Annotated in this window: 18 protein-coding genes; 10 read left to right on the forward strand and 8 right to left on the reverse strand. The window is 72.6% G+C overall.

Going from position 1 to position 26,740, the window contains the following annotated elements:
* Positions 1-3: 3 nt before the first annotated feature.
* From KUM40_RS21405 to fxsT, 3 genes are read left to right on the forward strand one after another with little or no spacing between them, the layout of a single operon-like run.
* Positions 4-2,016 carry a magnesium chelatase gene (locus KUM40_RS21405; protein WP_254395437.1) on the forward strand — a complete coding sequence of 671 codons (2,013 nt, stop codon included), beginning with the start codon at positions 4-6 and terminating at the stop codon, positions 2,014-2,016.
* The gene (locus KUM40_RS21410) at positions 2,009-3,331 is read left to right on the forward strand and encodes a CHAT domain-containing protein (protein ID WP_308401199.1); all 1,323 of its coding nucleotides are present in this window, start codon (positions 2,009-2,011) and stop codon (positions 3,329-3,331) included. Before KUM40_RS21405 ends, KUM40_RS21410 begins: the two co-directional genes overlap by 8 nt.
* A complete protein-coding gene (gene fxsT, locus KUM40_RS21415; RefSeq protein WP_217167630.1) occupies positions 3,328-6,756 on the forward strand; it encodes an FxSxx-COOH system tetratricopeptide repeat protein in 3,429 nt (1,142 codons plus the stop codon). The genes KUM40_RS21410 and fxsT overlap by 4 nt, the downstream gene beginning before the upstream one ends.
* A 106-nt stretch (positions 6,757-6,862) precedes the next feature.
* Here the strand turns inward: fxsT and KUM40_RS21420 are convergent, their stop codons facing one another.
* The 4 genes from KUM40_RS21420 to KUM40_RS21435 form a co-directional block, all read right to left on the reverse strand.
* Positions 6,863-10,669, reverse strand: a complete 3,807-nt coding sequence (locus KUM40_RS21420; RefSeq protein ID WP_217167631.1) for a multifunctional oxoglutarate decarboxylase/oxoglutarate dehydrogenase thiamine pyrophosphate-binding subunit/dihydrolipoyllysine-residue succinyltransferase subunit — start codon at positions 10,667-10,669, stop codon at positions 6,863-6,865.
* Between the two features lie 294 nt (positions 10,670-10,963).
* Entirely contained in the window at positions 10,964-12,088 is a 1,125-nt protein-coding gene (locus KUM40_RS21425) for a cell wall metabolism sensor histidine kinase WalK (RefSeq protein ID WP_217167632.1), read from the reverse strand.
* On the reverse strand, positions 12,085-12,825 hold the full coding sequence (locus KUM40_RS21430; RefSeq protein WP_217167633.1) for a response regulator transcription factor: 741 nt from the start codon (positions 12,823-12,825) through the stop codon (positions 12,085-12,087). The genes KUM40_RS21425 and KUM40_RS21430 overlap by 4 nt, the downstream gene beginning before the upstream one ends.
* 113 nt (positions 12,826-12,938) lie before the next feature.
* On the reverse strand, positions 12,939-13,658 hold the full coding sequence (locus KUM40_RS21435) for a spermidine synthase (protein WP_217167634.1): 720 nt from the start codon (positions 13,656-13,658) through the stop codon (positions 12,939-12,941).
* 180 nt (positions 13,659-13,838) lie between these two features.
* Here KUM40_RS21435 and lon point away from each other — a divergent pair, with 180 nt between their 5' ends.
* Positions 13,839-16,271 carry an endopeptidase La gene (gene lon / locus KUM40_RS21440; protein WP_217167635.1) on the forward strand — a complete coding sequence of 811 codons (2,433 nt, stop codon included), beginning with the start codon at positions 13,839-13,841 and terminating at the stop codon, positions 16,269-16,271.
* A gap of 90 nt (positions 16,272-16,361) precedes the next feature.
* Here the strand turns inward: lon and KUM40_RS21445 are convergent, their stop codons facing one another.
* Positions 16,362-17,201: a lysozyme gene (locus KUM40_RS21445; RefSeq protein ID WP_217167636.1), complete on the reverse strand. Its 840-nt coding sequence runs from the start codon at positions 17,199-17,201 to the stop codon at positions 16,362-16,364.
* Between the two features lie 248 nt (positions 17,202-17,449).
* Between KUM40_RS21445 and KUM40_RS21450 the strand changes: the two genes are divergently transcribed.
* Entirely contained in the window at positions 17,450-17,956 is a 507-nt protein-coding gene (locus tag KUM40_RS21450) for a MarR family transcriptional regulator (RefSeq protein WP_217167637.1), read from the forward strand.
* A 57-nt stretch (positions 17,957-18,013) separates the two neighbouring features.
* On the opposite strand, the gene KUM40_RS21455 is transcribed toward KUM40_RS21450, so the two are convergent.
* The gene (locus KUM40_RS21455; protein ID WP_217167638.1) at positions 18,014-18,805 is read right to left on the reverse strand and encodes a protein phosphatase 2C domain-containing protein; all 792 of its coding nucleotides are present in this window, start codon (positions 18,803-18,805) and stop codon (positions 18,014-18,016) included.
* A gap of 443 nt (positions 18,806-19,248) precedes the next feature.
* Here KUM40_RS21455 and KUM40_RS21460 point away from each other — a divergent pair, with 443 nt between their 5' ends.
* From KUM40_RS21460 to KUM40_RS21480, 5 genes are read left to right on the forward strand one after another with little or no spacing between them, the layout of a single operon-like run.
* On the forward strand, positions 19,249-22,224 hold the full coding sequence (locus tag KUM40_RS21460; RefSeq protein ID WP_217167639.1) for a nitrate- and nitrite sensing domain-containing protein: 2,976 nt from the start codon (positions 19,249-19,251) through the stop codon (positions 22,222-22,224).
* Positions 22,221-22,724 carry a roadblock/LC7 domain-containing protein gene (locus tag KUM40_RS21465; protein ID WP_217167640.1) on the forward strand — a complete coding sequence of 168 codons (504 nt, stop codon included), beginning with the start codon at positions 22,221-22,223 and terminating at the stop codon, positions 22,722-22,724. Before KUM40_RS21460 ends, KUM40_RS21465 begins: the two co-directional genes overlap by 4 nt.
* Positions 22,721-23,164, forward strand: a complete 444-nt coding sequence (locus KUM40_RS21470; protein WP_217167641.1) for a DUF742 domain-containing protein — start codon at positions 22,721-22,723, stop codon at positions 23,162-23,164. The genes KUM40_RS21465 and KUM40_RS21470 overlap by 4 nt, the downstream gene beginning before the upstream one ends.
* Positions 23,145-23,786 carry an ATP/GTP-binding protein gene (locus KUM40_RS21475; RefSeq protein WP_217167642.1) on the forward strand — a complete coding sequence of 214 codons (642 nt, stop codon included), beginning with the start codon at positions 23,145-23,147 and terminating at the stop codon, positions 23,784-23,786. The genes KUM40_RS21470 and KUM40_RS21475 overlap by 20 nt, the downstream gene beginning before the upstream one ends.
* 14 nt (positions 23,787-23,800) lie before the next feature.
* A complete protein-coding gene (locus tag KUM40_RS21480) occupies positions 23,801-25,081 on the forward strand; it encodes a styrene monooxygenase/indole monooxygenase family protein (protein WP_217167643.1) in 1,281 nt (426 codons plus the stop codon).
* 70 nt (positions 25,082-25,151) lie between these two features.
* Here KUM40_RS21480 and KUM40_RS21485 read toward each other — a convergent pair whose 3' ends face one another.
* Both KUM40_RS21485 and KUM40_RS21490 read right to left on the reverse strand, forming a co-directional pair.
* Positions 25,152-26,327: a C40 family peptidase gene (locus KUM40_RS21485; protein ID WP_217167644.1), complete on the reverse strand. Its 1,176-nt coding sequence runs from the start codon at positions 26,325-26,327 to the stop codon at positions 25,152-25,154.
* A 103-nt stretch (positions 26,328-26,430) separates the two neighbouring features.
* A complete protein-coding gene (locus KUM40_RS21490) occupies positions 26,431-26,730 on the reverse strand; it encodes a hypothetical protein (protein WP_217167645.1) in 300 nt (99 codons plus the stop codon).
* Between the last annotated feature and the right edge of the window lie 10 nt (positions 26,731-26,740).

Raw genomic sequence — 26,740 nt, forward strand, 5'->3', positions numbered from 1 at the left:
GCGATGGCAGCCACCCCGCCCCTCCCGCCGCCCGCGTCACCCACCCCTCCACCGAGGGGAGGCGCCGCCTTCACCGGCGAGGACCCGCACGACGACCTGGCGCACCGGCTCGGCCTCGCCCTGGTCTGCGCGGCGGCCGAGCCTGCCCTTTCCGGAGTACTGCTCCTCGACCTGGACCCCCGGCTGCTCGATCCGGTCGCCCGTCTGTTCGGCGCCGTCCTCGCCGGGGCCGGCGAACCGGCGCGCCCGCCGCTCGTGCTGGGCGCCGCCGCCCGGGACGAGGACCTGTGGACCCGCACCGGCATCCGCGCCGGCGAGCACGGCATCACCGTCCGCACCGAGCCCGGTCCCCTGGTCGAGGCGGACGACGCCGACGGTGCGCCGCCGCTGGTCGTGGTGCCCGACCTCGCGCGCCTGAGCGTCGCCGGGATGCGTGCCGCGGTGCAACTGCTCGGCGCCGACGTCGTGACCGTCGAACGCAGCGGACTGCACCGGACCGTCCGGCCGCGGGCCCGCTGGCTGGCCACCTGCCGCAGCGCCGACGCCGGACGCGTCAGTCGGCACCTGCTGGACCGGTTCGCCGTACGGCTGTCGGCCGCGGGCCTGCGGCTACCCGGGCCGCCGGGGCCGCCGGGGCCGCCGGGGCCGTCCGGGCCGTCCGGGCCGCACGGGGAACTGCTCGCCGGCCTCCCGGCCCGCTGGCGCTCCGCAGCCGGCGGCGGCGTCCCGCCCGTGCCCGTCACCGACGCGGCGCTCACCCGCGTACAGCAGCTCCTCGGGCCCGACGCGGGGATCCGCCGGGAGCTGGCGCTCGTGCGGCTCGCACGCACGCTCGCGGCGCTGGACGGCAGCCCCTCTGCCTCCGCCGACCACAGCGACGCGGCGGCGCGGCTCATCGGCGTGAGCGTGCCGACGACGGCGCCGGACCGCCTGGAGAGCGACCCCGAGCCGCCCGACCCGGCGTCGGCACCGGCGGGCCCGCCCGGCACCCTCCCGGAACGCGGTGGCGCCGACCGGGACGGCCCGCCCGGGGTAGGCGACGGGGACCAGGCGCTGCTGGACACCGGACCCGCACAAGGAATCGGGCCCGCGCTCGGCACCGCGCCCTCCCCGGCCGCGGGAAGCCCCTACCCGGAGGACGAGACGACCGGGGCGCGCGACGCCGTGCCGCTGAGCGGACCCCGGCGGCGCACCACCGGACCCGTCTCCACCCGGGGCACCGTGATCGGCACCCGGCGCGCCACGGACCTGCGGGACCTCGCCCACGTCCGCTCCGTGCGCGAGGCCGCCGTGCACCAACGGGCCCGGCGCACCGAACGGTTCACCGTCTCGCCCGTCGACCTGCACAGCAACGTGCGCGCCGCCGCCCCCGAGCGGGTCCTGGTGCTGCTCCTGGACCACACCTGCCGGGACGGGGACAGGGACAGGGACAGGTACGGGAGCGGGGACGGAGACTGGCAGGAGGTCCTCGCCCCCTTCCTGCAGTGGGCGTACACGAGCCGGGCCACGGTCCAGGTCATCGAGGTCGGCGCGGCGGACGCCGCCGACGAACTGCGGGCCGGGTCCTTCGCGGCGCGCAGCGTCCTGGACCCCCGGGTCCCCGGAGCGCTGCTGCGCCGGGGCGGCCGGGCGACGCCGCTCGCCCACGGCGTCGAGCTCGCGGCGCACACGCTGCGCCGTCTGTTCCGGCGGCAGGGCACCGGGCCGGCGGAGGCATGGCTGGTGGTCGTGACCGACGGCCGCGGCAACGTCCCGCTGCGGGTCAGCCACACCGGACGGCATGCCGGTGAGGTGGCCGCGGCGGGCGTCGAGGACGCGGTGGAGGCCGCGTCCCGGATCGGAGCCATGGACCGGACCCGCCTGCACGTGGCGGTCGTCGACCCGGGCCGGGAACCGTACGGCGACCTGCCGCACGCCCTCGCCGACCGTCTCGGGGCGATCGTCGTCGACGGCCGGCACCGGTCCGGCGTCGTCGACGGCCGGCACAGGCCAGGGGCGGGGGACGGCGGTGAGTGATCCGCAGCGTGGGCCGCGCAGACTCCCGGTCACCGGCGCCGCCGGGCTCCGCGCGGCCCTGCCGGGGCTGAAGGCCGTGGCACGCCGGCCGTCCGTGTCGGTGCGGAACCTGCGCCGTACGCAGGATCCGCCCGCCGGGCTCGGCGGAACCGACGCGCGGCCCGGCGCCCGTCTGGAGGACGGCTTCGCCGTGCTCCGCGTGCTACGCGCGGACGGGGCCGACGGACTGCGCGGTTACCGGCTGCAGGGCTGGTGCGGTGACCTGACGGTGAACTGCGCGGCCGGACCCACCCGCCGCCCCGCTCCCGCCGTCAGCCTCGCCCGGCTGCGGCAGGACGGCGACGGGCACTACCCCTCCGAGGTGCTGCGGGGCATCCGGCTCTGGTCGGACAACCAGTACGAACTCGCCCACTGGATCAACCGCATCCGCGCACGGCACCGCGACAACCTGCGCCTCCTCGTGTGGGACGACACCGGATACGACCTTCCCTGGGAGCTGCTCCTGCTCCCCGAGAACGCCGCGCTGGGCCTGGCGGGCGGCCCGCTGGGGGCGCTGATCGCCGTGGCCCGCTGGACCACCGTGCGCGATCCGAGTCAGGGCGGCCTGCCCTCCGAGACCGGCGACTGCCACGGCCGTGTGCTCGGCTACCTCCACCAGGACATGGCGGACGACCGCCGCGTCTTCACCTCGTACGCCCACCGGTTGCACGGGCGGATGACGCCCTTCCTCAGCGACCTCGACACCCAGGTGGACCGCACCGGGCTGGTCTACCTGGGCTGCCACGGCACCTACGGCGACGCCGTGCCGCGCCTCACGCTCGGCGACCGTACCTGGGCCGAGCTGAACGGTGAGCCGATGTCGGTGCTGCGCCGGGACGGCTCGCTGGTCTGCCTCAACGCCTGCGACTCCGGCCGGTTCGTCGACAACCGGGCACAGGGCGAGGAGGCGCTGCGGGGATTCGCCGAACTCTTCCTGCGCAAGGGCGCGGGCGGCTGCATCGTCAGCTCCGGCAAGGTCGGTGACCTGGAGGCCCGGGCGATGGCGCGGCGCCTGGTGCGCGAGGTGGCCGAACACCCCCGTCGTCCGGTGGTGCGGACGCTGCGGGCCTTCCGGGTGCGGGCGCTGGAGGAGTTCGGGTCCCTGGCGGAGGTGCCGCGGGTCCGCAATGATGACGGACAGGTCGACGTCGTGGGCCAGAAACGGGTGCTGCGGCTCCTGTACGCGTACATGTTCCACTACTACGGGCATCCGAGGACCGCGCTGCGGCTCACCGCGGTGGACGCGCTCGGCACCGAGGGGGGAGGCGGCCGGTGAGCGCCGCCGGGCGGCCGTCCGGGCACCCGCTGCTGATCGAGCCCGTCGTGGCCTGGCCCCGGCAGGCGGAGGCCGAGCGCGACTACCTCGTCACCGTCGACCTGCGCGGCCCCCTTCCCTCCCCGGACGGCACACCCGCCGAGTGGCCCTACCCCGAGGAGGAGTTCACCTTCACCGTCACCCTGGACGGCGCCCCGCACTTCGACTGCTCCGCCCTGGGCGAACCGAGCGTCGTCCTGCACCGCTTCGGCGGCACCTACGGTCCCGCTCGGTTCCGGGTCTCCACGGGCACCGGCACCGGACCGGCCTCGCTGTGGCTGACCGTCAGCAACCAGTGGGGCGTGCCCGTCCGGAAGGCGGAACTCCGCTCCGATGTACGCACGGCGGCAGAGCGTTCGGACGGCACTGTGCCGCCGGCCGTCCCGCGGGCGCCCGTGCGGCCGAAGGCCCCGCCCGCCGCGCGCCCCGAGCCCAGCCGGCAGACCGTCACGGTCAGCCATGCCGGTCTCGACCGGGCCTGGGCGGCCTGGATCGGGGACCGGCTGGAGCGGCGCGGGGTGCGGGTGGTGCCGCTGCGCTGGGACTGCCCGCCCGAGGTCCCCCCGGCGGATCTGCTGCGCGACCTGACGCTCGGGACCGGGCGTGCCCTGCTCGTCCTGAACGCCCCCTACTTCGGGGACGGCACACACACCCACGAGGAGTGGAACGCGGCCCTGCGTGAGGTCGTCGCCCCCGACCCGTCCCGGTTCGCGGCCGTGTCGGTCACCACGGCCACGGTCCCGGCGGGCGTCTCCCTGCTGGACCCCGTCGCCCTGCACGGCCTGGAAGCCGACGAGGCGGAGCGGCGCCTGCTGGACCGGCTCGGCCTGTCGGACGAGCCGGTGACCGAGGGCACGGCGGGGTCCGGGGGCGGGCCGCGGTTTCCGGCGGCGGTGCCGGAGGTGTGGGGTGGCGTACCGCGCCGCAACCGCCGATTCAGCGGCCGCGAGGCACTGCTGGGCGAGGCTCACGACCTGCTGCGAGAAGGTGAGCCGGGCACGGGTGTGCTGACGCTGCACGGCATGTCCGGGGTGGGCAAGACGCAGCTCGCCGTCGAGTACGCGCACCGGTTGGCCCCCGAGTACGACGTGGTCTGGTGGGTCAACGCGCAGGACCGGGCCGACTGTCGTCGCCAACTGGCCGAACTCGCCCCCAGACTGGGCCTGCAGACCGGTCAGGAATACGGGGAACGGCTGCGTGCGGTGCGGGACGCCCTGCGCCGCGGCGAACCGTACTCCCGGTGGCTGCTGATCCTGGACGGTGCCGACGAGCCCGACGCGATCGCGGACCTGGTGCCGACGGGACCGGGACACGTCCTCGTCACCTCGCGGAATCCGGAGTGGAGCGAGCACAACAGCAAGCTTCTCGAAGTCCTGATCTATCCCCGCGACGAGTCGGTCGCGTTCATCCGCCGCCGCATACCCCGGCTGACGGAAGCGGAGGCCGACCAACTGGCCGACGCCCTGGGGGACCTGCCGTTGCTGCTCGCCCAGACGGTGGGCTGGCTCAGCGACTCGGACCGATCGGTGGACGAGTACCTGGCCCTGCTGGCGGACGGCACCGACGGCGATGCGCGGGCCATGTCGGAGGACTTCCCGCCCGCCTTCCGTACGGCCTGGTCGATACTGCTGGACCAACTCCGCGAGACCGCCCCGGAGTCCGTCGTCCTGCTCCGGCTCTGCGCGTTCTTCGCCCCCGGCCTCGTCCCCGTGCATCTGCTCCGGAACATGCCGCACGATGGGCTGCCCGACTCCGTGGCCGGGCTGCTGACCGACCCGCGGCTGTGGGACCGGGCCGTCGGTCAACTGCGCCGGTACTCCGTCGTCAGGGCCGAACCGGACCCGGCCGACTCGGGGCGCGAGAACCTGTACGTGCATCGGGTGGTCCACCGGATGGTGGACCGGGCCATGCCGGAAGCGGTACGGGGCGAGCTCGTCGACGTCGTACGACGGGCGCTCGCGGCGGCGGACCGCGGCCGGCCTTCCGTCCCCGAACAGTGGCCCAGGTATGCAGAGATCGTGCCGCACCTCAAGTACGCCGACGCTTTCGCGACCACCGACTCCGCCGTGCAGACGCTGGTCCTCGACTCGCTGCGCTACCTGTACCTGTCGGGCGAGTACGGAGCGGGCGTGCGGCTCGGCGGCCACGCCACGCGGATCTGGCGGTCGCTCCTCGGCCACCGGCACCCCCTGATCTGGGAGCTGACCTACCACTACGCGAACCTGCTGCGCGCGGCCGGCGACTACCACCGGACGATGGAGATCGAGCGGGCGGCCGTCCAGCACCTGCGCGAGCAGCGTGGCGAACGCGACCCCGCCCTCCTGCGCGCCCTTGGCGGACTGGCGGCGGACCTGCGGGGCCTCGGGAGCTACGCGGAGGCGCTGGAGATCTCGGAGCGGGTGCACGGCACGTACCGCGAACTCCTCGGCGACCAGGACACCCGCACCCTCAACGCCCAGAACAACGTGGCGGTCTCGCTGCGGCTGCTGGGCCGTTACGAGGACGCCCTGAACGTCGACCTGCCCACCCTTCGGGCCCGCCGCCGACTGCTCGGGGACCGGCACCCGTGGACCCTGAGTTCGGAGACGACCTACGCCGTGGACCTCCGGCTGCTCGGACGCTACGAAGAGGCCACCGCGAGGCAGGACGCCGGCCTGCGGTTGGTCCGCGCGGCGCTGGGCGCCAACAGCCGGCAGGCCCTGCTCGCCGCGCACAACCTCGCGCTGTGCCGCTGTGCCGTGGGGGACGCCGACGAGGCGGCGCTCCTCTTCGGCCGGGCGCTGGAGCAAGGGGAGCGCCTGCTCGGTGACAGTGATCCGCTGGTGCTGATGCTCATCGCGAGCCGGAGCTGCTTCGCCCGGGAGCACGGCGACCTCGACCTGGCCCGTGAGCTGAGCGAGCGCGTCGTCGGCCAGTACGAGGCGACCCTCACCGCCGGCCATCCCTACGCGGTGGGGGCCCGGGCCAACCACGCCCTGCTGCTGCACCGGGCCGGCGAGGGCGAACGTGTCCCGGTCCTCGCCGAGGCGGCCCTGGCCGACATGAGGACCGCCGTGGGGCCGGACCATCCCTGGACGCTGGGCTGCGCGCTCAACGCGGCGATGCTGCACGCGCACGCCGGGGACACGGGCCGTGCCCTCACCCTCAGCAGGGAGACGGCCGTCACCGCGGCGCGCATCCTCGGCCCCGCCCATCCGTTCACCCTGGCCGCGGGGGTGGCTCTCGCGGCCGAACTACGCGTGTACGGGCCGCACGGGCAGGCCGACGGTGTCGAGCGACGGGCCCTGGCGGGGCTGGCGGACGTCCTCGGCCCCCGGCATCCGCACACCGTGTCGGCCCGTGCCCGGCACCGTCCGTTCTGGGACTTCGAACCTCAGCGGACCTGACGGACCTGACGGACCTGATGGCCCACGGAACGGCGAAGGGCCCGGCTCCGGAGAGTCTCCGGAGCCGGGCCCTTCACGGCGCGACGGTGGTCGGCGCGTCAGTGGTTCACGCCTCGAAGACCTCGCGCACCAGTTGCTCCTGCTCGGCCTGGTGCCGCTTGGCGGAGCCGACGGCAGGGGATGAGCCGTGCGGCCGCGAGATGCGGCGCAGGCGCTCGCCGTGCGGGACGTCGGCACCGACCGCCAGGTCCAGGTGGTCGATCAGGTTGAGCGCGATGAACGGCCAGAAACCCTGGTTCGCCGGCTCCTCCTGCGTCCACAGGTACTTCTCGGCGTTCGGGTACTTGGCGATCTCCGCCTGGAGCTCGGCACCCGGCAGCGGGTACAGGCGCTCGATGCGGAGGATGGCCGTGTCCGTCACGCCGCGCTTCTTCCGCTCGGCGTCAAGGTCGTAGTAGACCTTGCCGGAGCAGAAGACGACCTTCTTGACGGCGGCCGGGTCGACCGAGTCGTCGCCGATGACCGGGCGGAACTGGCCCGTCGTGAACTCCTCCGCCTTCGAGGCCGCGGCCTTCAGGCGCAGCATCGACTTCGGGGTGAAGACCACCAGCGGCTTGTGGTGCGGGTTGTGCACCTGCCACCGCAGGAGGTGGAAGTAGTTCGACGGCAGGGTCGGCATCGCGACCGTCATGTTGTTCTGCGCGCAGAGCTGGAGGAAACGCTCCGGGCGGGCCGAGGAGTGGTCCGGGCCCTGGCCCTCGTAGCCGTGCGGCAGCAGGAGGGTCACGCCGGAGGTCTGGTTCCACTTCTGCTCGGCCGACGAGATGAACTCGTCCACGACCGTCTGCGCGCCGTTGACGAAGTCGCCGAACTGCGCCTCCCACATCACCAGCGCGTCCGGGCGGGCCAGCGAGTAGCCGTACTCGAAGCCCATCACGGCGTACTCGGAGAGCAGCGAGTTGTAGACGTTGTACCGGGACTGGTCCTCGGACAGGTACAGCAGCGGCGTGAACTCGTCGCCCGTCTCACGGTCGATGACGACCGCGTGACGCTGGCCGAAGGTGCCGCGCTGCGAGTCCTGGCCGGACAGCCGGACCGGCACGCCGTCCAGGAGGAGGGAGCCGACGGCGAGGGTCTCGCCCATGCCCCAGTCGATCGTGCCGTCCTCGACCATCGCCGCGCGGCGCTGCAGTTGCGGCAGCAGCCGCGGGTGCACGGTGATGTGGTCGGGGATGTTGACCTGGGACTCGGCGATCCGCTTGACGGTCTCGGCGGTGATCGCGGTGTTCACGGACACCGGGAACTCGGCCTGCGGGGCCGCGGGCTCCGCGGCGGCCGGCTGGGAGGCGGCCTCGCGGACCTCGGTGAAGACCTTCTCCAACTGGCCCTGGTAGTCCTGCAGCGCCTGCTCGGCCTCTTCCAGGGTGATGTCGCCGCGACCGATGAGGGACTCGGTGTACAGCTTGCGCACCGAGCGCTTCTTGTCGATCAGGTCGTACATCAGCGGCTGGGTGAAGGCCGGGTTGTCCGTCTCGTTGTGACCGCGGCGGCGGTAGCAGAGCAGGTCGATGACCACGTCCTTGTTGAACGCCTGACGGAACTCGAAGGCGAGCCGCGCCACGCGGACGCAGGCCTCCGGGTCGTCGCCGTTCACGTGGAAGATCGGGGCCTCGATCATCCTCGCCACGTCCGTCGCGTACATCGACGAGCGCGAGGACTCAGGGGCGGCGGTGAAGCCGACCTGGTTGTTGATGACGACGTGGACCGTGCCGCCGGTGCGGTAGCCGCGAAGCTGCGACATGTTCAGGGTCTCGGCCACCACGCCCTGGCCCGCGAAGGCCGCGTCGCCGTGGATCGCCACCGGCAGGACGGTGAAGTCCGTGCCGCCCTTGTTGATGATGTCCTGCTTGGCGCGCGAGACGCCCTCCAGGATCGGGTCGACCGCCTCCAGGTGGGAGGGGTTGGCGACCAGCGAGACCTTGATCTGCTCGCCGTCCAGGCCGGTGAAGGTGCCCTCGGCGCCCAGGTGGTACTTCACGTCGCCGGAGCCGTGCATCGACTTCGGGTCGAGATTGCCCTCGAACTCGCGGAAGATCTGCGCGTACGACTTGCCGACGACGTTGGCCAGCACGTTCAGCCGGCCGCGGTGGGCCATGCCGACGACGACCTCGTCGAGGCGGGACTCGGCCGCCGAGTCGATGACCGCGTCGAGCAGCGGGATGACGGACTCGCCGCCCTCCAGGGAGAACCGCTTCTGGCCGACGTACTTGGTCTGCAGGAAGGTCTCGAAGGCCTCCGCCGCGTTCAGCCGGCGCAGGATGCGAAGCTGCTCCTCGCGCTCCGGCTTGGTGTGCGAGCGCTCGATGCGGTCCTGGATCCACTTGCGCTGCTTCGGGTCCTGGATGTGCATGAACTCGACGCCGGTGGTGCGGCAGTACGAGTCGCGCAGCACGCCGAGGATGTCGCGCAGCTTCATCAGGGACTTGCCGGCGAAGCCGCCGACCGCGAACTCGCGCTCCAGGTCCCACAGGGTGAGCCCGTGCTCGGTGATGTCCAGGTCGGGGTGCTTGCGCTGCTGGTACTCCAGCGGGTCGGTGTCGGCCATGACGTGGCCGCGGACCCGGTAGGAGTGGATCAGCTCGAAGACGCGGGCGGCCTTGGTGACGTCGTCGTCGTGCGAGGCGTCGATGTCCTTGAGCCAGCGGACCGGCTCGTAGGGGATGCGCAGCGCCTTGAAGATCTCGTCGTAGAAGCCGCTCTCGCCGAGGAGCAGGTTGGCGACCTGGCGCAGGAACTCGCCGGAGGCGGCGCCCTGGATGACCCGGTGGTCGTAGGTCGACGTGAGCGTCATGACCTTCGAGATGCCGAGCTTGTTCAGGGTGTCCTGGCTGGTGCCCTGGAACTCCGCCGGGTAGTCCATGGAGCCGACGCCCAGGATGACCGACTGGCCGGGCATCAGGCGCGGCACGGAGTGGACGGTGCCGAGGCCGCCGGGGTTGGTCAGGGAGACGGTGACGCCGGTGAAGTCGTCCATCGTCAGCTTGTTGTCGCGGGCGCGACGGACGATGTCCTCGTAGGCCTGCCAGAACTCGAAGAAGTTCAGCGTCTCGGCCTTCTTGATCGCCGCGACGACCAACTGGCGGTCGCCGTTGGGCTTGACCAGGTCGATGGCGAGGCCGAGGTTGATGTGGGCCGGCTTGACGAGGGTCGGCTTGCCGTCCTTCTCGCCGAACGAGTGGTTCATCGTCGGCATGGCCTTGATGGCCTGCACCATCGCGTAGCCGATCAGGTGCGTGAAGGAGATCTTCCCGCCGCGGGCCCGCTTGAGGTGGTTGTTGATGACGATGCGGTTGTCGAACAGCAGCTTCACCGGGACCGCGCGCACGGACGTGGCCGTGGGCAGCTCCAGCGAGGCGTTCATGTTCTTCACGACCGCGGCGGCCGGGCCGCGCAGGGTCACCAGCTCGGGGCCCTCGGGCGCGGTGCCGGCGTCCTTCGACGACGCGGCGGGCGCGGCGGCCTTGGCCTGCGGCTGGGCGGCGGGCTTGGCCGGAGCGGCCGGAGCCGCCGGGGCGGCAGCGGCGGGCTGCGCGGGAGCCGCGGGCGCCGCCTTCGGCTGGGCCGGGGCGGGAGCCTGCGCCTGGGGGGCGGGGGCAGCCGGCGGCGTGCTGCCGCCGGAGTCCGTGGCCGTGGTGCTGGAGGCGGCCTGGGGCGCGGGCGCTCCGGGCTTGTAGTCGGCGAAGAAGTCCCACCAGGCTCGGTCCACGGAGTTCGGGTCCTGGAGGTACTGCTGATAGATCTCGTCGACGAGCCACTCATTGGCACCGAACGCGGCCGCGGGGTTCTTGCCCGCGTTGTTCGCTTGGTCGGTGTCGGTCGAGATGCTCGAGTTACTGGGGGACTGTGGCGACACGGCGAGAACCGCCCTCTTCCGCTTCTTCACAAGATGGTGGACAGCGGGAATCAAGGCTACGCCTACCGGGCCCCGAAGGTCAGACCGGGCCCGTCCATCGTCGTGTAAGTCACATCGCAGACCGCGTTTCGGCGCTGGAAATGGCGGGAAACAAGCGAGGTTCTGCTGCGTGAGGGATGGGGAGACCGGGACCCGGCGCCTCAGAAACGCGGGCCTTTGCCTGATCACACGTGTCCGCCAGCGCGGATGCTGTGGATCTTGATGCTCCGCTGCGAACCCTACGTCAATCCGACGTCAACCCGACGTCGACGGAAGGCCCGGAAGAGTGATGAGGATCCGGCATCCCCGCTCGGATTCGGCCACCCCGATCCGCCCGCCGTGCAGATCCACCGCCCAGCGCGCGATCGCCAGGCCGAGACCGGTGCCGCCGTCGCTGCCCGGACCGTGCGGGCGCGACACCGAACCGCGGTTGAACCGCTCGAACACCCGGCGCCACTCCGAACGCGGAATGCCCGGACCCTCGTCCAGAACCTCCAGCTCGAGGGACTCGGGCAGCTCTCCGCACCGTGCCCTGACCGTCACGCGGCCGTGCGGCGGGCTGTGCTTGACGGCGTTGTCGATGAGGTTGGCGACGACCTGGTGGATGCGCTCGGGGTCGGCGTGCGCCGTCAGCTCCGGCGGGAAGACGTCCAGGGCAAGATGCACGTCGGTGCGGCTGTGGCTGCCGGACCCGGAGGCGATGCCCGCGCGTGCCGAGGCGACCATGTTGGCCTCCTTGAGCACGCCCGACAGGTAGGGCCAGACCTCGAAGCGCCGCTTGCGCAGCGGTATGACGCCGTTGTCCAGGCGGGAGAGGTCGAGGAGGGTCTCCACCAGCCGGCCGAGCCGCTCGGTCTGCCCCAGCGCCGTACGCATGGTCTCCGGGTCGGCCTCGGTGATCCCGTCGACAATGTTCTCCAGCACCGCGCGCAGGCCCGCGATCGGGGTGCGCAGCTCGTGCGAGACGTTCGCCACCAGTTCCTTGCGCTGGAGGTCCTGGGCCTCCAGGTCGTCGGCCATACGGTTGATGGTGACGGCCAGGTCGCCCAGCTCGTCGCGGCGGTTCTCGCGCACCCGGCGCGTGTAGTCGCCGTGCGAGATGGACCGGGCCACGGCGTTCATCTCGTCCAGCGGCGCGGTCAGCGAGTGGGCCACGAACTGCGTGATGAGCAGCGTGGCGATCATGGAGAAGACCGTGATGAAGCGCAGCTCCGTCTTGGTGTGCACGGCGATCACCGAGAGACCGGTGGTGATCAGCACCGACGTGACGACCAGCGCGCCCAGCTTGGTCTTGATCGAGAACGGGCGTACGCCGCCCCAGGGCTCCCCGGGATTCCGGGGGCCGGGGCTCCTCCGTGCGGCCTCCCGTCCCCGGCTCATGGCGTCGGCGTCTCCAGCGCGTAGCCCACGCCGTGCACGGTGCGGATGCGCTCGGCGCCGATCTTCCGGCGCAGCGCCTTGATGTGGCTGTCCACGGTCCGGGTGCCGGAGGCGTCCGCCCAGTCCCACACCTCGGCCAGCAACTGCTCACGGGAGAGCACCGCGCGCGGGGTGTTCGCCAGGCAGACCAGCAGGTCGAACTCGGTGGGGGTGAGGTGGACGTCCTCGCTGCGCACCCGCACCCGGCGCTGCGCGTGGTCGATCTCCAGCTCGCCCAGGCGCAGGATGCCGCTGCGCGGCGTCGAGGCGGCCACGACGGCCCGCTCCACCCGGCGCAGCAGCACGTGCACGCGTGCGGCCAGCTCGCGCATCGAGAACGGCTTGGTCATGTAGTCGTCGGCGCCCACGCCGAGCCCGACCAGCATGTCCGTCTCGTCGTCGCGCGCGGTGAGCATCAGCACCGGCACCGGCCGCTGGGCCTGCACGCGCCGGCAGACCTCCAGACCGTCGAAGCCGGGCAGCATGATGTCGAGGATCAGCAGGTCGGGCTGCCATGCCTCGGCCGTGTCGACGGCGGACGGACCGTCGCCCGCCGTTTGCACCAGGAACCCTTCGGCGCGCAGACGGGTCGCGATGGCGTCCACGATCGTCTGATCGTCCTCGACCACCAGCACCCGGCGCTGTGCGCCCTGGGTGGCCGTCGCCGTGCCGTTGTGGGAGGTCTGTGTCTGCTCCATCGCCCGCCCCTGAGGTGTGCTTTCCGGAATCCGTGGGGTGATCCCATGACTGCGCTTGACGCTTGAATGATCCGCGTCAGAGCAGCAGCGTACGGGGAGTCACCGCGCCTTTGCTATCCAGGCCCGACGCCGATGTGCACGACGTCCGGAACGCCCCGGGCAACGGGGATCTCTTCGGTACGCACCTGCTGGAAACCGGCATTACGCAAGGTTTCTTCGAATTCCGGAGAGGGCTGCGCAGACCATACGGCAAGCACCCCACCCGGCCTCAACAGCCGTGCGCAGCCCGCCAGTCCGGACGGTGCGTACAGCCCGTCGTTGCCCTCGGTGACGGTCCAGCCGGGGCCGTTGTCGATGTCCAGGCAGAGCGCGTCGTACGTGTCGGATGTCTCATTGACGTAACCCACCAGGTCCGCCTCGACGATCTTCGTGCGCGGATCGGCCAGGGCGTCGGCGGACAGTACCGACAGCGGTCCGCCGCCGCGGTGCCAGTCGATGACGGCGCGCTCCCGCTCGACGACCGCGATCCGGCCCCAGCGCGGGTCGGCGGCCGCGTGCGCGAGGGAGAAGCCGACGCCGAGACCGCCGATGAGCAGGTGCGGGGCGGCCCGTCCGCCGGCGGGGTCGGGGCCGTCGGCGGTGGCCAGCGCGTCGGCCGCGACGTCGACCAGGCGCCGCTCCGAGCGGCCGTCGGAGGTGTCCATCAGGAAGCAGCCGTTCGCGATGATCTGCAGCAGCGCCCCGTGCCGGCGCAGGACGACCTCGCCGTGCGGGCCCTCGCGACGGTCCAGCACCTCGGGGATGTCGTGGGAGTCGTGGGTAGTGATGGGCATCGGCCCATCCTGGCACCCGCCCTCGCGAAGGAATGCCCGCCGGTACGACGGTGCTGTCCCCGGAGGCGGGACGTGCCCTCTCGGAGCTTGATCGCTCACAGCGAACATCCCCGGGGGAACAATCCGGGACTCCCTTTCATTGAGTCGATGTAACTCAACTTGACTGCCGAAGGGGAGATCATGGCTGCTGAGTCCGCCGCCTTCACACCGCTCACCCTGCCCGTGCTGCCGCTCGACGACGAAGTGGTCCTGCCCGGCATGGTCGTCCCCCTGGACCTGAGCGACGCCGAGGTACGGGCCGCGGTGGAGGCCGCCCAGGCCGCCGCCCGGTCCGAGCCCGGAAAGCCCAGGGTCCTGCTCGTGCCACGCATCGACGGCGCCCACGCCGCCACCGGCGTCCTCGGCACCGTCGAGCAGGTCGGCAGGCTGGCCGACGGCGACCCGGGCGCCCTGATCCGCGGCCGGGGCCGAGTGCGCGTCGGCGCCGGTACCTCCGGCCCGGGCGCCGCGCTCTGGGTCGAGGGCACCCGGGTCGACGAGACCGTGCCCGAGCCGCTGCCCGGCCAGGTCACCGAGCTGGTGACCGAATACAAGGCGCTCGCCACCGCATGGCTGCGCAAGCGCGGCGCCTGGCAGGTCGTCGACCGGGTCCAGGCCATCGACGACGTGTCCACGCTCGCCGACAACTCCGGCTACTCGCCCTTCCTCAGCACCGAGCAGAAGGTCGAGCTGCTCGAGACCGCCGACCCGGTCGCCCGTCTGAAGCTCGCCACCCAGCAGTTGCGCGACCACCTCGCCGAGCAGGATGTCGCCGAGACCATCGCCAAGGACGTTCAGGAGGGCGTCGACAAGCAGCAGCGGGAGTTCCTGCTGCGCCGCCAGCTCGAGGCCGTCCGCAAGGAGCTGCGCGAGATCAACGGCGAGGCAGGCAAGGACGCTGCCGAGGAGTCCGACGACTACCGCGCCCGCGTCGAGGCCGCCGACCTCCCCGAGAAGGTCCGCGAGGCCGCGCTCAAGGAGGTCGACAAGCTGGAGCGGTCCTCCGACCAGTCGCCCGAGGGCTCCTGGATCCGCACCTGGCTCGACACGGTGCTGGAGATGCCGTGGAGCGAGCGCACCGAGGACGCCTACGACATCCAGGGCGCCCAGACCGTCCTCGACGCCGAGCACGCGGGCCTTCAGGACGTGAAGGAACGCATCACCGAGTACCTCGCGGTGCGCAAGCGGCGCGGTGACCGGGGCCTGGGCGTCGTCGGCGGCCGGCGCGGCGGTGCCGTACTGGCCCTGGTGGGCCCGCCCGGCGTCGGCAAGACCTCGCTCGGCGAGTCCGTCGCTCACGCGATGGGCCGCAAGTTCGTCCGTGTCGCCCTCGGCGGCGTCCGCGACGAGGCCGAGATCCGCGGCCACCGGCGTACGTACGTCGGGGCGCTGCCCGGCCGGATCGTGCGGGCGATCAAGGAGGCGGGGTCCATGAACCCGGTCGTCCTGCTCGACGAGATCGACAAGGTGGGCTCGGACTTCCGGGGCGACCCGGCCGCGGCCCTGCTCGAAGTCCTCGACCCGGCCCAGAACCACACCTTCCGGGACCACTACCTGGAGGTCGAGCTGGACCTGTCCGACGTCGTCTTCCTCGCCACCGCCAACGTCCTGGAGGCCGTCCCGGAGGCCCTGCTCGACCGCATGGAGCTGGTCCGCCTCGACGGCTACACCGAGGACGAGAAGGTCGTCATCGCCCGTGACCACCTGCTCCCGCGCCAACTGGAGCGGGCCGGTCTGGACCGGGACGAGGTCACCGTCGACGAGGGCGCGCTGCGCAAGCTGGCCGGCGAGTACACCCGCGAGGCGGGCGTGCGCACCCTGGAGCGGTCCATCGCGCGGCTGCTGCGCAAGGTGGCGGCCCAGCACGAACTGGGCGAGCGGGAGCTGCCCTTCACCGTGACCGACGCCGACCTGCGCGCGCTGATCGGCCGGCCGCACCACGTGCCCGAGTCCGCCCAGGACCCGGCGGAGCGGCGCACCTCGGTGCCGGGCGTGGCCACCGGGCTCGCGGTCACCGGCGCGGGCGGCGACGTCCTGTACGTCGAGGCGTCGCTGGCCGACCCGGAGACGGGCGCGGCGGGTCTGACCCTGACCGGGCAGCTCGGGGACGTGATGAAGGAGTCGGCGCAGATCGCGCTCAGCTTCCTGCGCAGTCACGGCGCCGAGCTGGAACTGCCGGTGGGCGACCTGAAGGACCGGGGAGCGCACATCCACTTCCCGGCGGGCGCGGTGCCCAAGGACGGCCCGAGCGCCGGCGTCACCATGACGACGGCCCTCGCCTCGCTCCTCTCGGGCCGGCTGGTCCGCACCGACGTGGCGATGACCGGCGAGGTCTCGCTGACCGGACGGGTGCTGCCGATCGGCGGGGTCAAGCAGAAGCTGCTCGCGGCGCACCGGGCGGGGGTCACCACGGTGATCATCCCCAAGCGCAACGAGCCCGACCTGGACGACGTCCCGTCGGAGGTGCTGGACAAGCTCGACGTCCACGCCGTCAGCGACGTCCGCCAGGTTCTGGAACTGGCGCTCGCACCGGCGACGAACGGTGCGCGGCAGGAGGTTCCGGTCGCGGCGTGACGGACGCGGCCGGATGAGTAGAAGGGGAGGGCCCGGGCTCCGTTCGTGGAGTCCGGGCCCTCGCTGTGTCCTTCCGTCCTGGCGGGGCCGTCAGCCGTTGGCGAGCGCCCGGACGCGGTCCAGCGCGCCGTTGAACTTGTTGTGGTCCCCGACCGTCGGCCCGGACGAGGTGTACTGCCACATCGTGTAGAAGCCCCACCCGGCGGGTAGCGTGCCCACCGAGGACGCGTACCGGGCGATCCACAGCGGGTTGTTCACGGCGAAGCCGCCGTAGTTGCCGGTGCACTGGGTCCACCAGCTAGTGGCCGTGTAGATCACGGCGTGACGGCCGGTGCGGGCCTTGTACGTGTTCAGGAAGTCGCGGATCCAGGAGACCATCTGGCTCTGCGACTTGCCGTAGCAGGTGGCGCCGTACGGGTTCCACTCGATGTCGAGCGCGCCGGGCAGCGTCTTGCCGTCCTTGGACCAGCCGCCGCCGTGGTCGACGAAGTAGTTGGCCTGGGTGGCGCCGCTCGTGGTGTCCGGGGTGGCGAAGTGGTACGCGCCGCGGATCATGCCGACGTTGTAGGAGCCGTTGTACTGCTGGGCGAAGTACGGGTTGGTGTAGTACGTCCCCTCGGTGGCCTTGGCGTAGGCCCATTTGACGCTGCTGTTCCACAGGGTCGACCAGGCGACGTTGCCCTGGTGGCTGGAGACGTCGACGCCCTCGGTCTGGACCGCGCGGCCCGGGACGGGGGTGCCGTGTTCGCCGTCGTGCTCCAGGACGCCCATGCCCATGTGGGCGGAGCCGCGAGCCGGGGTGTCGGCGGCCGACGCGGCGTGCGCCGGAAGAGTGAAGACGAGGGAGAACGCGGCGAGCAGGATCCCGCTGACGGCGAGGCGCCGGCCGCGGGCCGATCCGGATCTGTGCACGAGTCTATGCACGAGCATGACGTGCCTCCGATGGCTCGGTGGTGCTCGGTGGTACTCGGTGGGGGATGCGCGAGTGGGGAGAACCCGTGAGTGGCGTGAGCATGCCAGTAGGGGGTCCGGTGAAGACGCTACGCACGTAGAACGGGGGTGGGAAGAGGGGCCGGGAGCCGCCGTTGGTCTAAGCCTGCGAAATACTTGGCGAGCTGCGGCGATGGCGGCTCGTGGCGAAAACTTTCAGGACCGGGAAAATCGAGGCAGGGGCTGACGTGCACGAAGACGGGAACGGCGGCGGACGCGGAGGCGAACCCGGGGGTGAAGGGGGAGTGTCCGGCAGTGGTGTGAACCAACCGGAGTTCCTGGCGCTGGAGCGGGAGTTGACCGTCCTGCTGCGGCGGGCCCGGGCCAACCAGGGCGAGATGGCCCGCGAGGTCCATCCCGACCTCGAGTCGTCCGCGTACGGCCTGCTCGTCCGGCTCGGTGAATGCGGCGGCCAGCGCGCCACCGACCTCGCCGCCTACATCGGCGTCGGCAAGGCGACGATGTCCCGCCAACTGCGCGCCCTGGAGGAGCTCGGGCTCGTCGCCCGGGAGCCCGACCCCGCCGACGGCCGGGCCTGGCTGGTCACGCTGACCCCGGAGGGCCAGGAACGCGTCGGCCGGGTGCGGGAGGCCCGCCGCGCCCGGTACGCCCGCCGGCTGTCCGGCTGGAACCCGCGCGAGGTGACGGAGCTGGCCCGGCTGCTGCACGAACTCAACCGGGGGATGGAGAAATAGCCCGATGGCCTCAAGGGCTCCGTCCCGGTCACCTCACAGTTCGGCTCACAGCTCCGCTCACAGCTCCGCGTAGACCACCGTCGCGTCGTCGTGCGTCTTGCTGCGTCCGAGGTGGGTCCGGGCGCCCGCCGCGTCCGCGCTTTCCAGCTCGCGCACCCGGTCCACCAGCGCCTGCGCGCCCTGCTTGCGCACCAGCGCGAGGCAGTCCGCCCAGTCGCCCTCCCCGAACTTCTCCACCCACCGCGCGGCCCCGTCCGTCAGCGCCGTCAGCGTCCGCACCTCGCCGCGCGGCAGTACCCCCGTCACGGCCCGCGCCGACACCGCGGGGTCGGCCGCGGCCGTGAAGAAGCCGCCCTCCTTGTTGCGCAGGTCGGCATCCACCAGCGCGTCCGTGGCGAGGGCCGAGCGCGGCAGCCGGGACAGCCGGTCGTCCAGGACGGGGGTGAGGGTGCCGTCGGGGGCCTCCACCAGCAGCGCCGAGTCGGACAGCACCAGGTACTCGACCGCGGCCGGGGACCAGCGGGCGAGGACCACGGTTGCCTGAGGCGTGCGCGGGTGAGAAAGGTCACAGGTTTCCGCGTGGGCCGCCGAGGTACGAGCGATGGCGCGGGACAGGGCCTCGGCGAGGGGGACATCCGGGAGTGAAACGGTCAGTTCGGTCAGCGCCCCACCGAGGCGCGCCGTGAACCAGGGCACGGAATGCAGACAGCCCGTCGCGGTGCGTGGCGGCGTCACACCGTCCAGCACGACGAGTGAACCACCCTGTCCCGAGGCCGGTAGTCCGACGCTCGCGAAGTCCTCGTTGGGGTGGTCGGCCAGGCCTGGTTCCGAGACGAGTTCCGTGTGCATCACGCAAGTCTGCACGACCCCTTCACAGGGTCCGCAGGAGCCCGGCAACTTCCCCCGGATCCACCTAGCCGCGCAGGTCAGGCGCCCAATTTGGGGCGGAATTCCATGCTCCGACGACGCGTGGCGGCACATAGTGCCACCGCCCGTCGCAGACGTCCAACCGGCGCGCCGCACCACCGCGCCGCACGGGGCCGGGGAACTTGCTCCCCAACTCCCGTCCGGGGTTCACTCCTTCGGGTGGCGGGTCGGATGATGCGCGCTCACCACCCACCGGCACTGGGAGGGTCGGGAACCGGTGGGGGGCCTGTCCCGCTCACGCGGTCTCCCCGCCCGACGCGCTGCCGGCGGCCGGGGAACGGCCCGGAGCCCGGCGAAGGGTGCACGAGCCCCCGACCGGCCAGTTGACGGGGCGCCACCCGGGCCCACGGGTACACGAGTCAGGAATGCGAGCACCGGTGCAGAAGACGCGGCCTCGTCGCACAGGCAAGCAGACGGCCCCCGCGGGGAGCGCGGAGCACACCCCCGGAACCTCCACCCCGGCGCCGCCGGAGGTCCCCGTCGGCAAGGGCCGTCCCACCCACGTACGCAACCGCCTCATCGTCGCCGTGGCGGTCGTGGCAGCCGCCGTCGCCGGGGCGGGAGCCCCCTCGGTCGTGGCCGCCTCGGGGCAACTGCACGACTCCCAGGCACTGGTGACCCTCGCCGAGCAGACCCAGGGCGCGCTGACCCTCGCCCACTCCCTCGCCGACGAGCGCGACGAGGTCACCCCGTACATCGCGGCCGGCCGCCCCGAGTCCAAGGCGCCCTCCGAACAGCGCAGCGCACGGGTCGACCGGCAGGTGGAGGAACTGCGCGCCGACACCGACACGCCCGCCTCCCTGCGCGAGGACCTCGACGCCGTCGCGGCCCTGCGTCGCGCCGCACTCACCGGCAAGAGCACCGCCCTCGAAGCCCACGAGGCGTACTCGGACGCGATCACCGAACTTCACGCCCTGGCCGAGAAGCTGGCCGAGGAGATGCCGCCCCGCGCGGGCGCCGGCGCGTACGCCCTCGCCGAACTGGACACCGCCGTCCAGCAGGCCGCCGCCACCCGCGGCCTGCTGCTCGCCGCCCTGAACGTGCCGAGCACCACCGAGACGGTCATCGACCCGATCACCGGCCTGCCGACCGAGACGACCACGACCTCGGACTCCGACACCGAGCAGCGCGACGCCCTCGCCGCCGCCGCCCAGCAGGCCCGGGTGCGCTCCGACGCCGCCCTCGCCGACTTCCGCGAGGGCGCGCCCAAGGAGGCACGCGGCAGCTTCGACTCCACCGTGGCCGGACCCGAGGTCAACAGCGCCGAGAAGTACCTCGCCGGCCTCACGGACGAGCCGACGCTCTCCGACGGCGACCTCGACACCAGCACCAAGAAGCTGGAGGCCGCGCTCTCCGCCCGCGTCGACGCGATGCGCGGCGCCGAGTCCGCCCTGTACGAAAAGCGCACCACGGCGCTGGAGCAGCTCCGCGACGACGACGTCACCGCGCTGGAGATCCGGATCGCCGTCCTCGGCGCCCTGATCCTGCTCGCCGTCGGTGTCGCCACCGCCCTGGCCCGTACCCTCACCCGCCCGCTGTCGGTGCTGCGCCGCGGCTCGGCCCGGCTGGCCGGCGCGGAGGACCCGGCGGCCGAGGAGCTCGTGGCCTTCACCGGCCGCAACGACGAGTTCGCGCAGGTCGTCCGCTCCGTCAACGCCCTGCACACGCACGCCGCCACCCTCGCCGGGCGCGTCAACACGCTGGAGTCCGACCGCAAGCACCTCGTCGGCCAGCGACAGAAGATGGCCGACACCCGCGAGGAACTGCGCGCCGAACTCGCCGAGTCCGCCGCCCGGCTGGAGGTGGTGCGCAAGAGCATCGGCTCCACCTTCGTCAACCTCGCGCTGCGCACCCTCGGCCTGGTCGAACGGCAACTGGCCGTCATCGAGGGCCTGGAGGAGCGCGAGCAGGACCCGGACCGCCTCGCCACCCTCTTCAAGCTCGACCACTTCGCCACGGTCATGCGCCGGCACAGCGAGAACCTCCTCGTCCTCGCCGGCACCGAGCACGTCCAGCACAGCACCTCGCCGGTGCCCCTGGTCGACGTGGTCCGGGCCGCGGTCAGCGAGATCGAGCGGTACGAGCGGGTCCGCATCGCCGCGCTGCCGCCGCACGCGCACGTGGCCGGGTTCGCCGCCGACGACCTCTCCCACCTGCTGGCCGAACTGATGGAGAACGCCACCTCCTTCTCACCGCCCGACCTGCCCGTCGAGGTCTCCGGCTGGCTCCTTGAGAACGGCGAGGTGATGCTCTCCGTCCAGGACGAGGGCATCGGCATGGCCACCGAGCGGCTCCAGCGGCTCAACGGCCGCCTCACCGACTTCGACCCCGACGCGCCGTACCAGCGGGAGGGCGAGGAGGGCGAGGACGGTCTCGGTCTCGGTCTCTACGTCGTCGCCCGCCTCGCCCACCGGCACGGGGCGCGCGTGCGGCTGCGGGAGCAGCAGCAGGGCGGTGTCGCGGCCGTCGTGGTGCTCCCGAGCCCCCTGCTCGCGCCCGCTCCGCCGGCCGCGCTCGCCCCGAGCGTGCCGAGGTCCGACGGCACGGGTTCCTTCTCCCTGCCCGGCGCCGACGCCGAGGCCAACTCCAACGTCCTGCACGGGCGGGCGGAGAAGGGCGCGGACCCGCTGGTCGCCTCGGCGGAACGGGCCGTGGCGCGAGCGGAGGCCGACGCGGCCACGGAGGCTTCGGACGCGGGCTCCCGCCCGGAGGGGCGTGAGGCGCCGGAGTCGCGCGAGTCCACCGAGGCCGGTGACATTGCGGAGTCGGAGGAAAGCCCCGAGGCACGTGAGACCGCGCCGCAGGATTCCCCGGCCGCCGACAACGACGCCGCCGCGCCCGAACCCGCCCAGGAGGCGACGGCTCCCGAGGCCGGGACCGCTCCCGGCCGGGACCTGCCCGACGACAAGACGATGGCCCTCCTGCTCCCGCCCCAGCCGGAACCGGAGGCCGCAGCCGCAGACGTGGCCACAGCCGCCGCCGCACCCGATCCCTACGCCATCGGCCCCGACGCCCACGACCGCACGCCGGACGCGGCCGGCACTGAACCCGAGCCTGAACCCGGACCCGAACCCGACGAACCCGTCACCGGCAAGGGGCTGCCCAAGCGCACCCCGAAGCTCACCACCCCCGCCGCGGTGCCGCGCCCGCGTACGTCGGGCTCCGTCGACGCCGAGGCACTCCGCCGTCGCCTGGGAGGATTCCGCCGGGGTGCGGAGGCCGGCCGCCGGGACGTCGAGGCGGAGATCGCCGACCGGACGGAACGACACGAGACGCCGCCCACCGCGGCGGGCACAACCGAAGAAGCCACGGGGGGCACCGTCGAGGAGGCAAGCAGTTGACCGCGCCCAGCACCTTCGGACTGAGCAGTGAAGCCCGCAATCTCCACTGGTTGCTGACCAACCTCGTCGAGGAGGTGCCCGGCATCGAATCGATCGCGGTGGTCTCCTCCGACGGCCTCCTGCTGCTCTCCTCCGACCCCGGTCGCAACGAGGAGGCCCGCCAGGCCCGCGAAACGCCCCGGGCCGGCCCGCGAGGCTCCGCCGCCGACCTCGCCACCGTCGTCTCCGGCGTGGGCAGCCTGACCATCGGCGCCGCCCGGCTGATGGACTTCGGCACCGTGAAGCACACGATGGTCGCCATGGACGAGGGCAGCCTGTTCGTCATGTCGATCAGCGACGGCTCGCTGCTCGGCGTGCACGGCTCCGCAGACTGCGACATGAGCGTCGTCGCCTACCACATGGCGCTGTTCGTCGGCCGCGCCGGCCACGTCCTGACCCCCGAACTCCGCAGCGAACTGCGGAAATCCCTGGAGTCCGAGTCGACGGGGAGTACCCGATGAGCAGCAGTCCCGGGAGGAACGGCCGCGGGCACCTCCCCGTACGCGGCGCCGACCGCAAACCCGCCCGCGTACGCCCCTACTCGCTCACCGGCGGCCGTACCCGCTTCGGCCACGTCCTGCTCGTCGAGACGTTCGTCGGCGCCACCGCGGGCACCGCCGCGCTCGAAGCCGCCGAGGAGCGCAAGGAACTGACGAACGGCAGCCTCACCTCCCGCGTGATGCCGGAGATGCGGGCCATCGTCGAACTGTGCCGCCGTATGCGTACGGTGGCCGAGATCGCCGCGCTGCTGAAGATGCCGCTCGGCGTGGTCCGCGTGCTCCTCAGCGACCTCGCGGACCAGGGAAAGATCCGTGTGTACGGCACCGGGACCGGCCACGGCACGGGCCGCCCGGACCGCGCTCTGCTCGAAAGGGTGCTCAGTGGACTCCGTCGTCTCTGACGCCGCCGCCTCAGGCGTCTCCCCGCTCGTCGACACCGACGGGCCCGTCCAGCCCTGGCAGACGGATCCCACCCGTGCGCCGGTCGCCACGAAGATCGTCGTCGCGGGTGGGTTCGGCGTCGGCAAGACCACGCTGGTCACCGCCGTCTCGGAGATCACGCCCCTGCAGACCGAGGCGCTGATGACCGAGGCGAGCGAGGAGACCGACGACCTCACCGCCACCCCGGGCAAGCTCACCACCACCGTCGCCATGGACTTCGGGCGCATCACGCTCGACGACGACCTGGTGCTCTACCTGTTCGGCACGCCGGGCCAGCAGCGCTTCTGGTTCATGTGGGACGACCTGGTGCGCGGCGCGATCGGCGCCGTCGTGCTGGCCGACACCCGGCGCCTGAAGGACTGCTGGCCGGCACTGGACTACTTCGAGAGCTGCGGACTGCCGTACGTCGTCGCGGTCAACCACTTCGACGGCAGCGAGCTGTTCGAGGCGGAGGACGTGCGGGAGGCGTTGACGATCCCCGCGCACATACCTGTCATGATCATGGACGCGCGGCGCCGGATCTCGGCCATCGAGACCCTCCTGTCCCTCGTGGGCCACGCGCTCGACGAAACACCCGAGTAGGAGACGGAAACCGCATGCGGAAGATACTCGTCGTCGGAGCCGGCCAGTCCGGCCTCCAGCTCGCCCTCGGCCTGCAGTCGCACGGCTACGAGGTCACCCTGATGTCCAACCGGACCGCCGACGAGATCCGCACCGGCCGGGTCATGTCGACGCAGTGCATGTTCCACACGGCCCTCCAGCACGAGCGCGATCTCCAGCTCAACTTCTGGGAGTCCCAGGCCCCGAAGATCGAGGGACTCGGCGCCTCGGTCGCCGCCCCCGGCTCGCACGACCCCGGTCCGACCCAGCGCGCGATCGACTGGCTGGGGCACCTCGACGGCTTCGCGCAGTCGGTGGACCAGCGGGTGAAGATGGCAGGCTGGATGGAGACCTTCGCACAGCGCGGCGGACAGCTCGTCATCCACGGCGCGGCCGTCGGCGACCTGGACTACTTCTCCCGCGCCTACGACCTGGTCCTGGTCTCGGCGGGCAAGGGCGAGCTGGTCCAGATGTTCGGCCGCGACGCCTCCCGCTCCCCGTACGGCGAGCCCCAGCGGGCCCTCGCCGTCGCCTACGTCCACGGGATGGGCCCGCGCCCGGAGCACCCGGACACGGAGGCCGTCCGCTGCAACCTGGTCCCCGGCGTCGGCGAGCTGTTCGTCATGCCGACGTTCACGACCTCCGGCCGCGCGGACATCCTGTTCCTGGAGGGCATACCCGGCGGCCCGCTCGACGCCTTCAAGGACGTCAAGGACCCGGCGGAGCACCTCTCCCTGACCCTGGAACTCATGGAGAAGTTCGTGCCGTGGGAGTACGCGCGGGCCACCAAGGTCGAACTGACCGACGCCGGCGGCACCCTCGCCGGCCGCTACGCCCCCACCGTCCGCAACCCCGTCGGCCGCCTCCCCGGCGGCGGCCTGGTCCTCGGCGTGGCCGACGTGGTCGTCGCCAACGACCCGATCACCGGCCAGGGCTCCAACTCCGCGTCCAAGTGCGCCGCCTCCTACCTCGCCTCGATCCTGGAGCGGGGGGAGGAGGAGTTCGACGAGGCCTGGATGCGGCAGACCTTCGAGCGCTACTGGGAGACGGCCCGGCACCCCACCAAGTGGACGAACGCCATGCTCGCCCCGCCGCCGGAGCACGTCCTGAAGCTGATCGGCGCCGGGGTACGGCTCCAGCCGGCCGCCGACCGCTTCGCCAACGGCTTCAACGACCCGGCCGACTTCGAGAACTTCTTCTACGACCCGGCCAGGGCCGAGGGCTACCTGGCGGAGATCTCCGGCGGCTCGGGCGGCTCGGGCGGCTCGGGCGAGTAAAGCCTCCGGCGGTACGCGCGACAATCCCACTGCCGGACGCGACTGTCCCGCCGGGCGGTCGAGGATGGCGTCACCGGGCGGGTCCCGCGGCCGAGTACCCCGCGTCCGACCCGGCCGTCGCCCCCGCCGGGAGCCTCGGTGGCGTGTAGCGCCGTACGGGCTGCCCGCCGGGGTCGGGGCGTACGGCGCCCAGGACCGGGTTGGCGGCGATCGGCGAGACCTTGACGTCGGCGCCGGGGCGGGGTGCCTGGACGACCATGCCGTCCCCGAGGTACATCGCCACATGGGTGGCCTCGGGGAAGTACACGACCAGGTCACCGGGCCGCAGTTCGCCGAGCGGCACGTGCTCGAGCCGCGCCCACTGCTCCTGGCTGGTCCGCGGGATCGGCGTCCCGGCCCGGTCCCAGGCCACGGAGGTCAGCCCCGAGCAGTCGTACGACGCCGGGCCCTCGGCGCCCCACTCGTACGGCTTGCCGAGCTGATCCACCGCGAAGCGCACCGCCCGGTCGCCCTCGGCCGACGGCTTGTCGTCGTCGCCGAGCGCGCCCGACGCCAGGAACCGCTCCTGCTCCTCGGCGATCCCGCTCTTCTCCAGCTCCGCCAGCGCGGCCAGCTCCTCGGGGGTGAGTGAGGCGAGCAGTTCCTCGACGGCGCGCAGCCGTTCGCGTACGCCGTCCCGGTCCTCCTCCTGGCGCTTCGCGAGGGCGAGCTGTTCGTCCAGGGCCGCACGGGCCCGTCCGGCCACCTCGTCGGCCTTCCTCGTGTCGCCGGTCAGGCGCCCCACCGTCTCGGCCCGCTTCCGGGACAGCCGGCCGATCACATGGCCCTGGTCGAGCGCGTGCTGCGGGTCGCGGGCCAGCAGCAGCCGCAGATAGGGGGAGAGGTTGCTGCTGTTCTGGTACTGCCGCCGGGCCAGCCGCCCGGCCGCGCCCCGGCTGTCGCGCAGGGACAGCCGGGTGCGGGCCAGTTCGGCCTCAAGGCGCCGCACCTCGGTGCGCTGCTTCTTCAGCCGTTCCTCGGTGCCGTTGTAGGTCTCGGTGGCCTTCTCCGCCTCCCGGTACAGGGTCTGAAGATCCGTCAGCAGCTCCGCCACCGACCGGTCGCCGCCCGCCGCGCCGCCCCCGCCGCCCCCGTCGGCACTGTCGACCCCGCCGGGTTCGGGCTCGGCCGTGGCGGACACGGGCGCGAGGGCGATCCCGGCCGCGACCGCAGCCGTACACACCAGACGCAGAAGCCTTCCTGACACGCCATCACCTCCGGTGCGGGGCGGCACGTCCGCTCCGCACGGTGAGCATGTGGCGTGTTCCGGGGCCGCGCGCGCCGAGTGTGCGCGGTTCGGCGCAACGGGGTCACCCGTGGGCGTCGTCCGGCTTGCCACCCGGCGTGGCGTCCGGCTTGGACCAGGGCCACTTCCGGCCCGCGCCCTTCCCGCCCTCGGGGGCGTACGCGTACTTCCACCGGGCGAACCGCAGCCCGCCCCGGGAGGCCCGGGGCACGCGCCGGTACACGAGCACGGTGGGCGGGCCGCCGTCCGGATCCGGTACGGGGATGCGGTACGTCTTCGGCGGGTGCCCGGTCATCCCGACCAGGACGGGCAGCACCCGCCCGTCCATGGGGCCGCCCTCGAAGGGGGTGTCTTCGCTCTTCACTGGACCAGTG

Source organism: Streptomyces sp. AC512_CC834 (genome assembly GCF_019049325.1).
Taxonomy (GTDB): domain Bacteria; phylum Actinomycetota; class Actinomycetes; order Streptomycetales; family Streptomycetaceae; genus Streptomyces.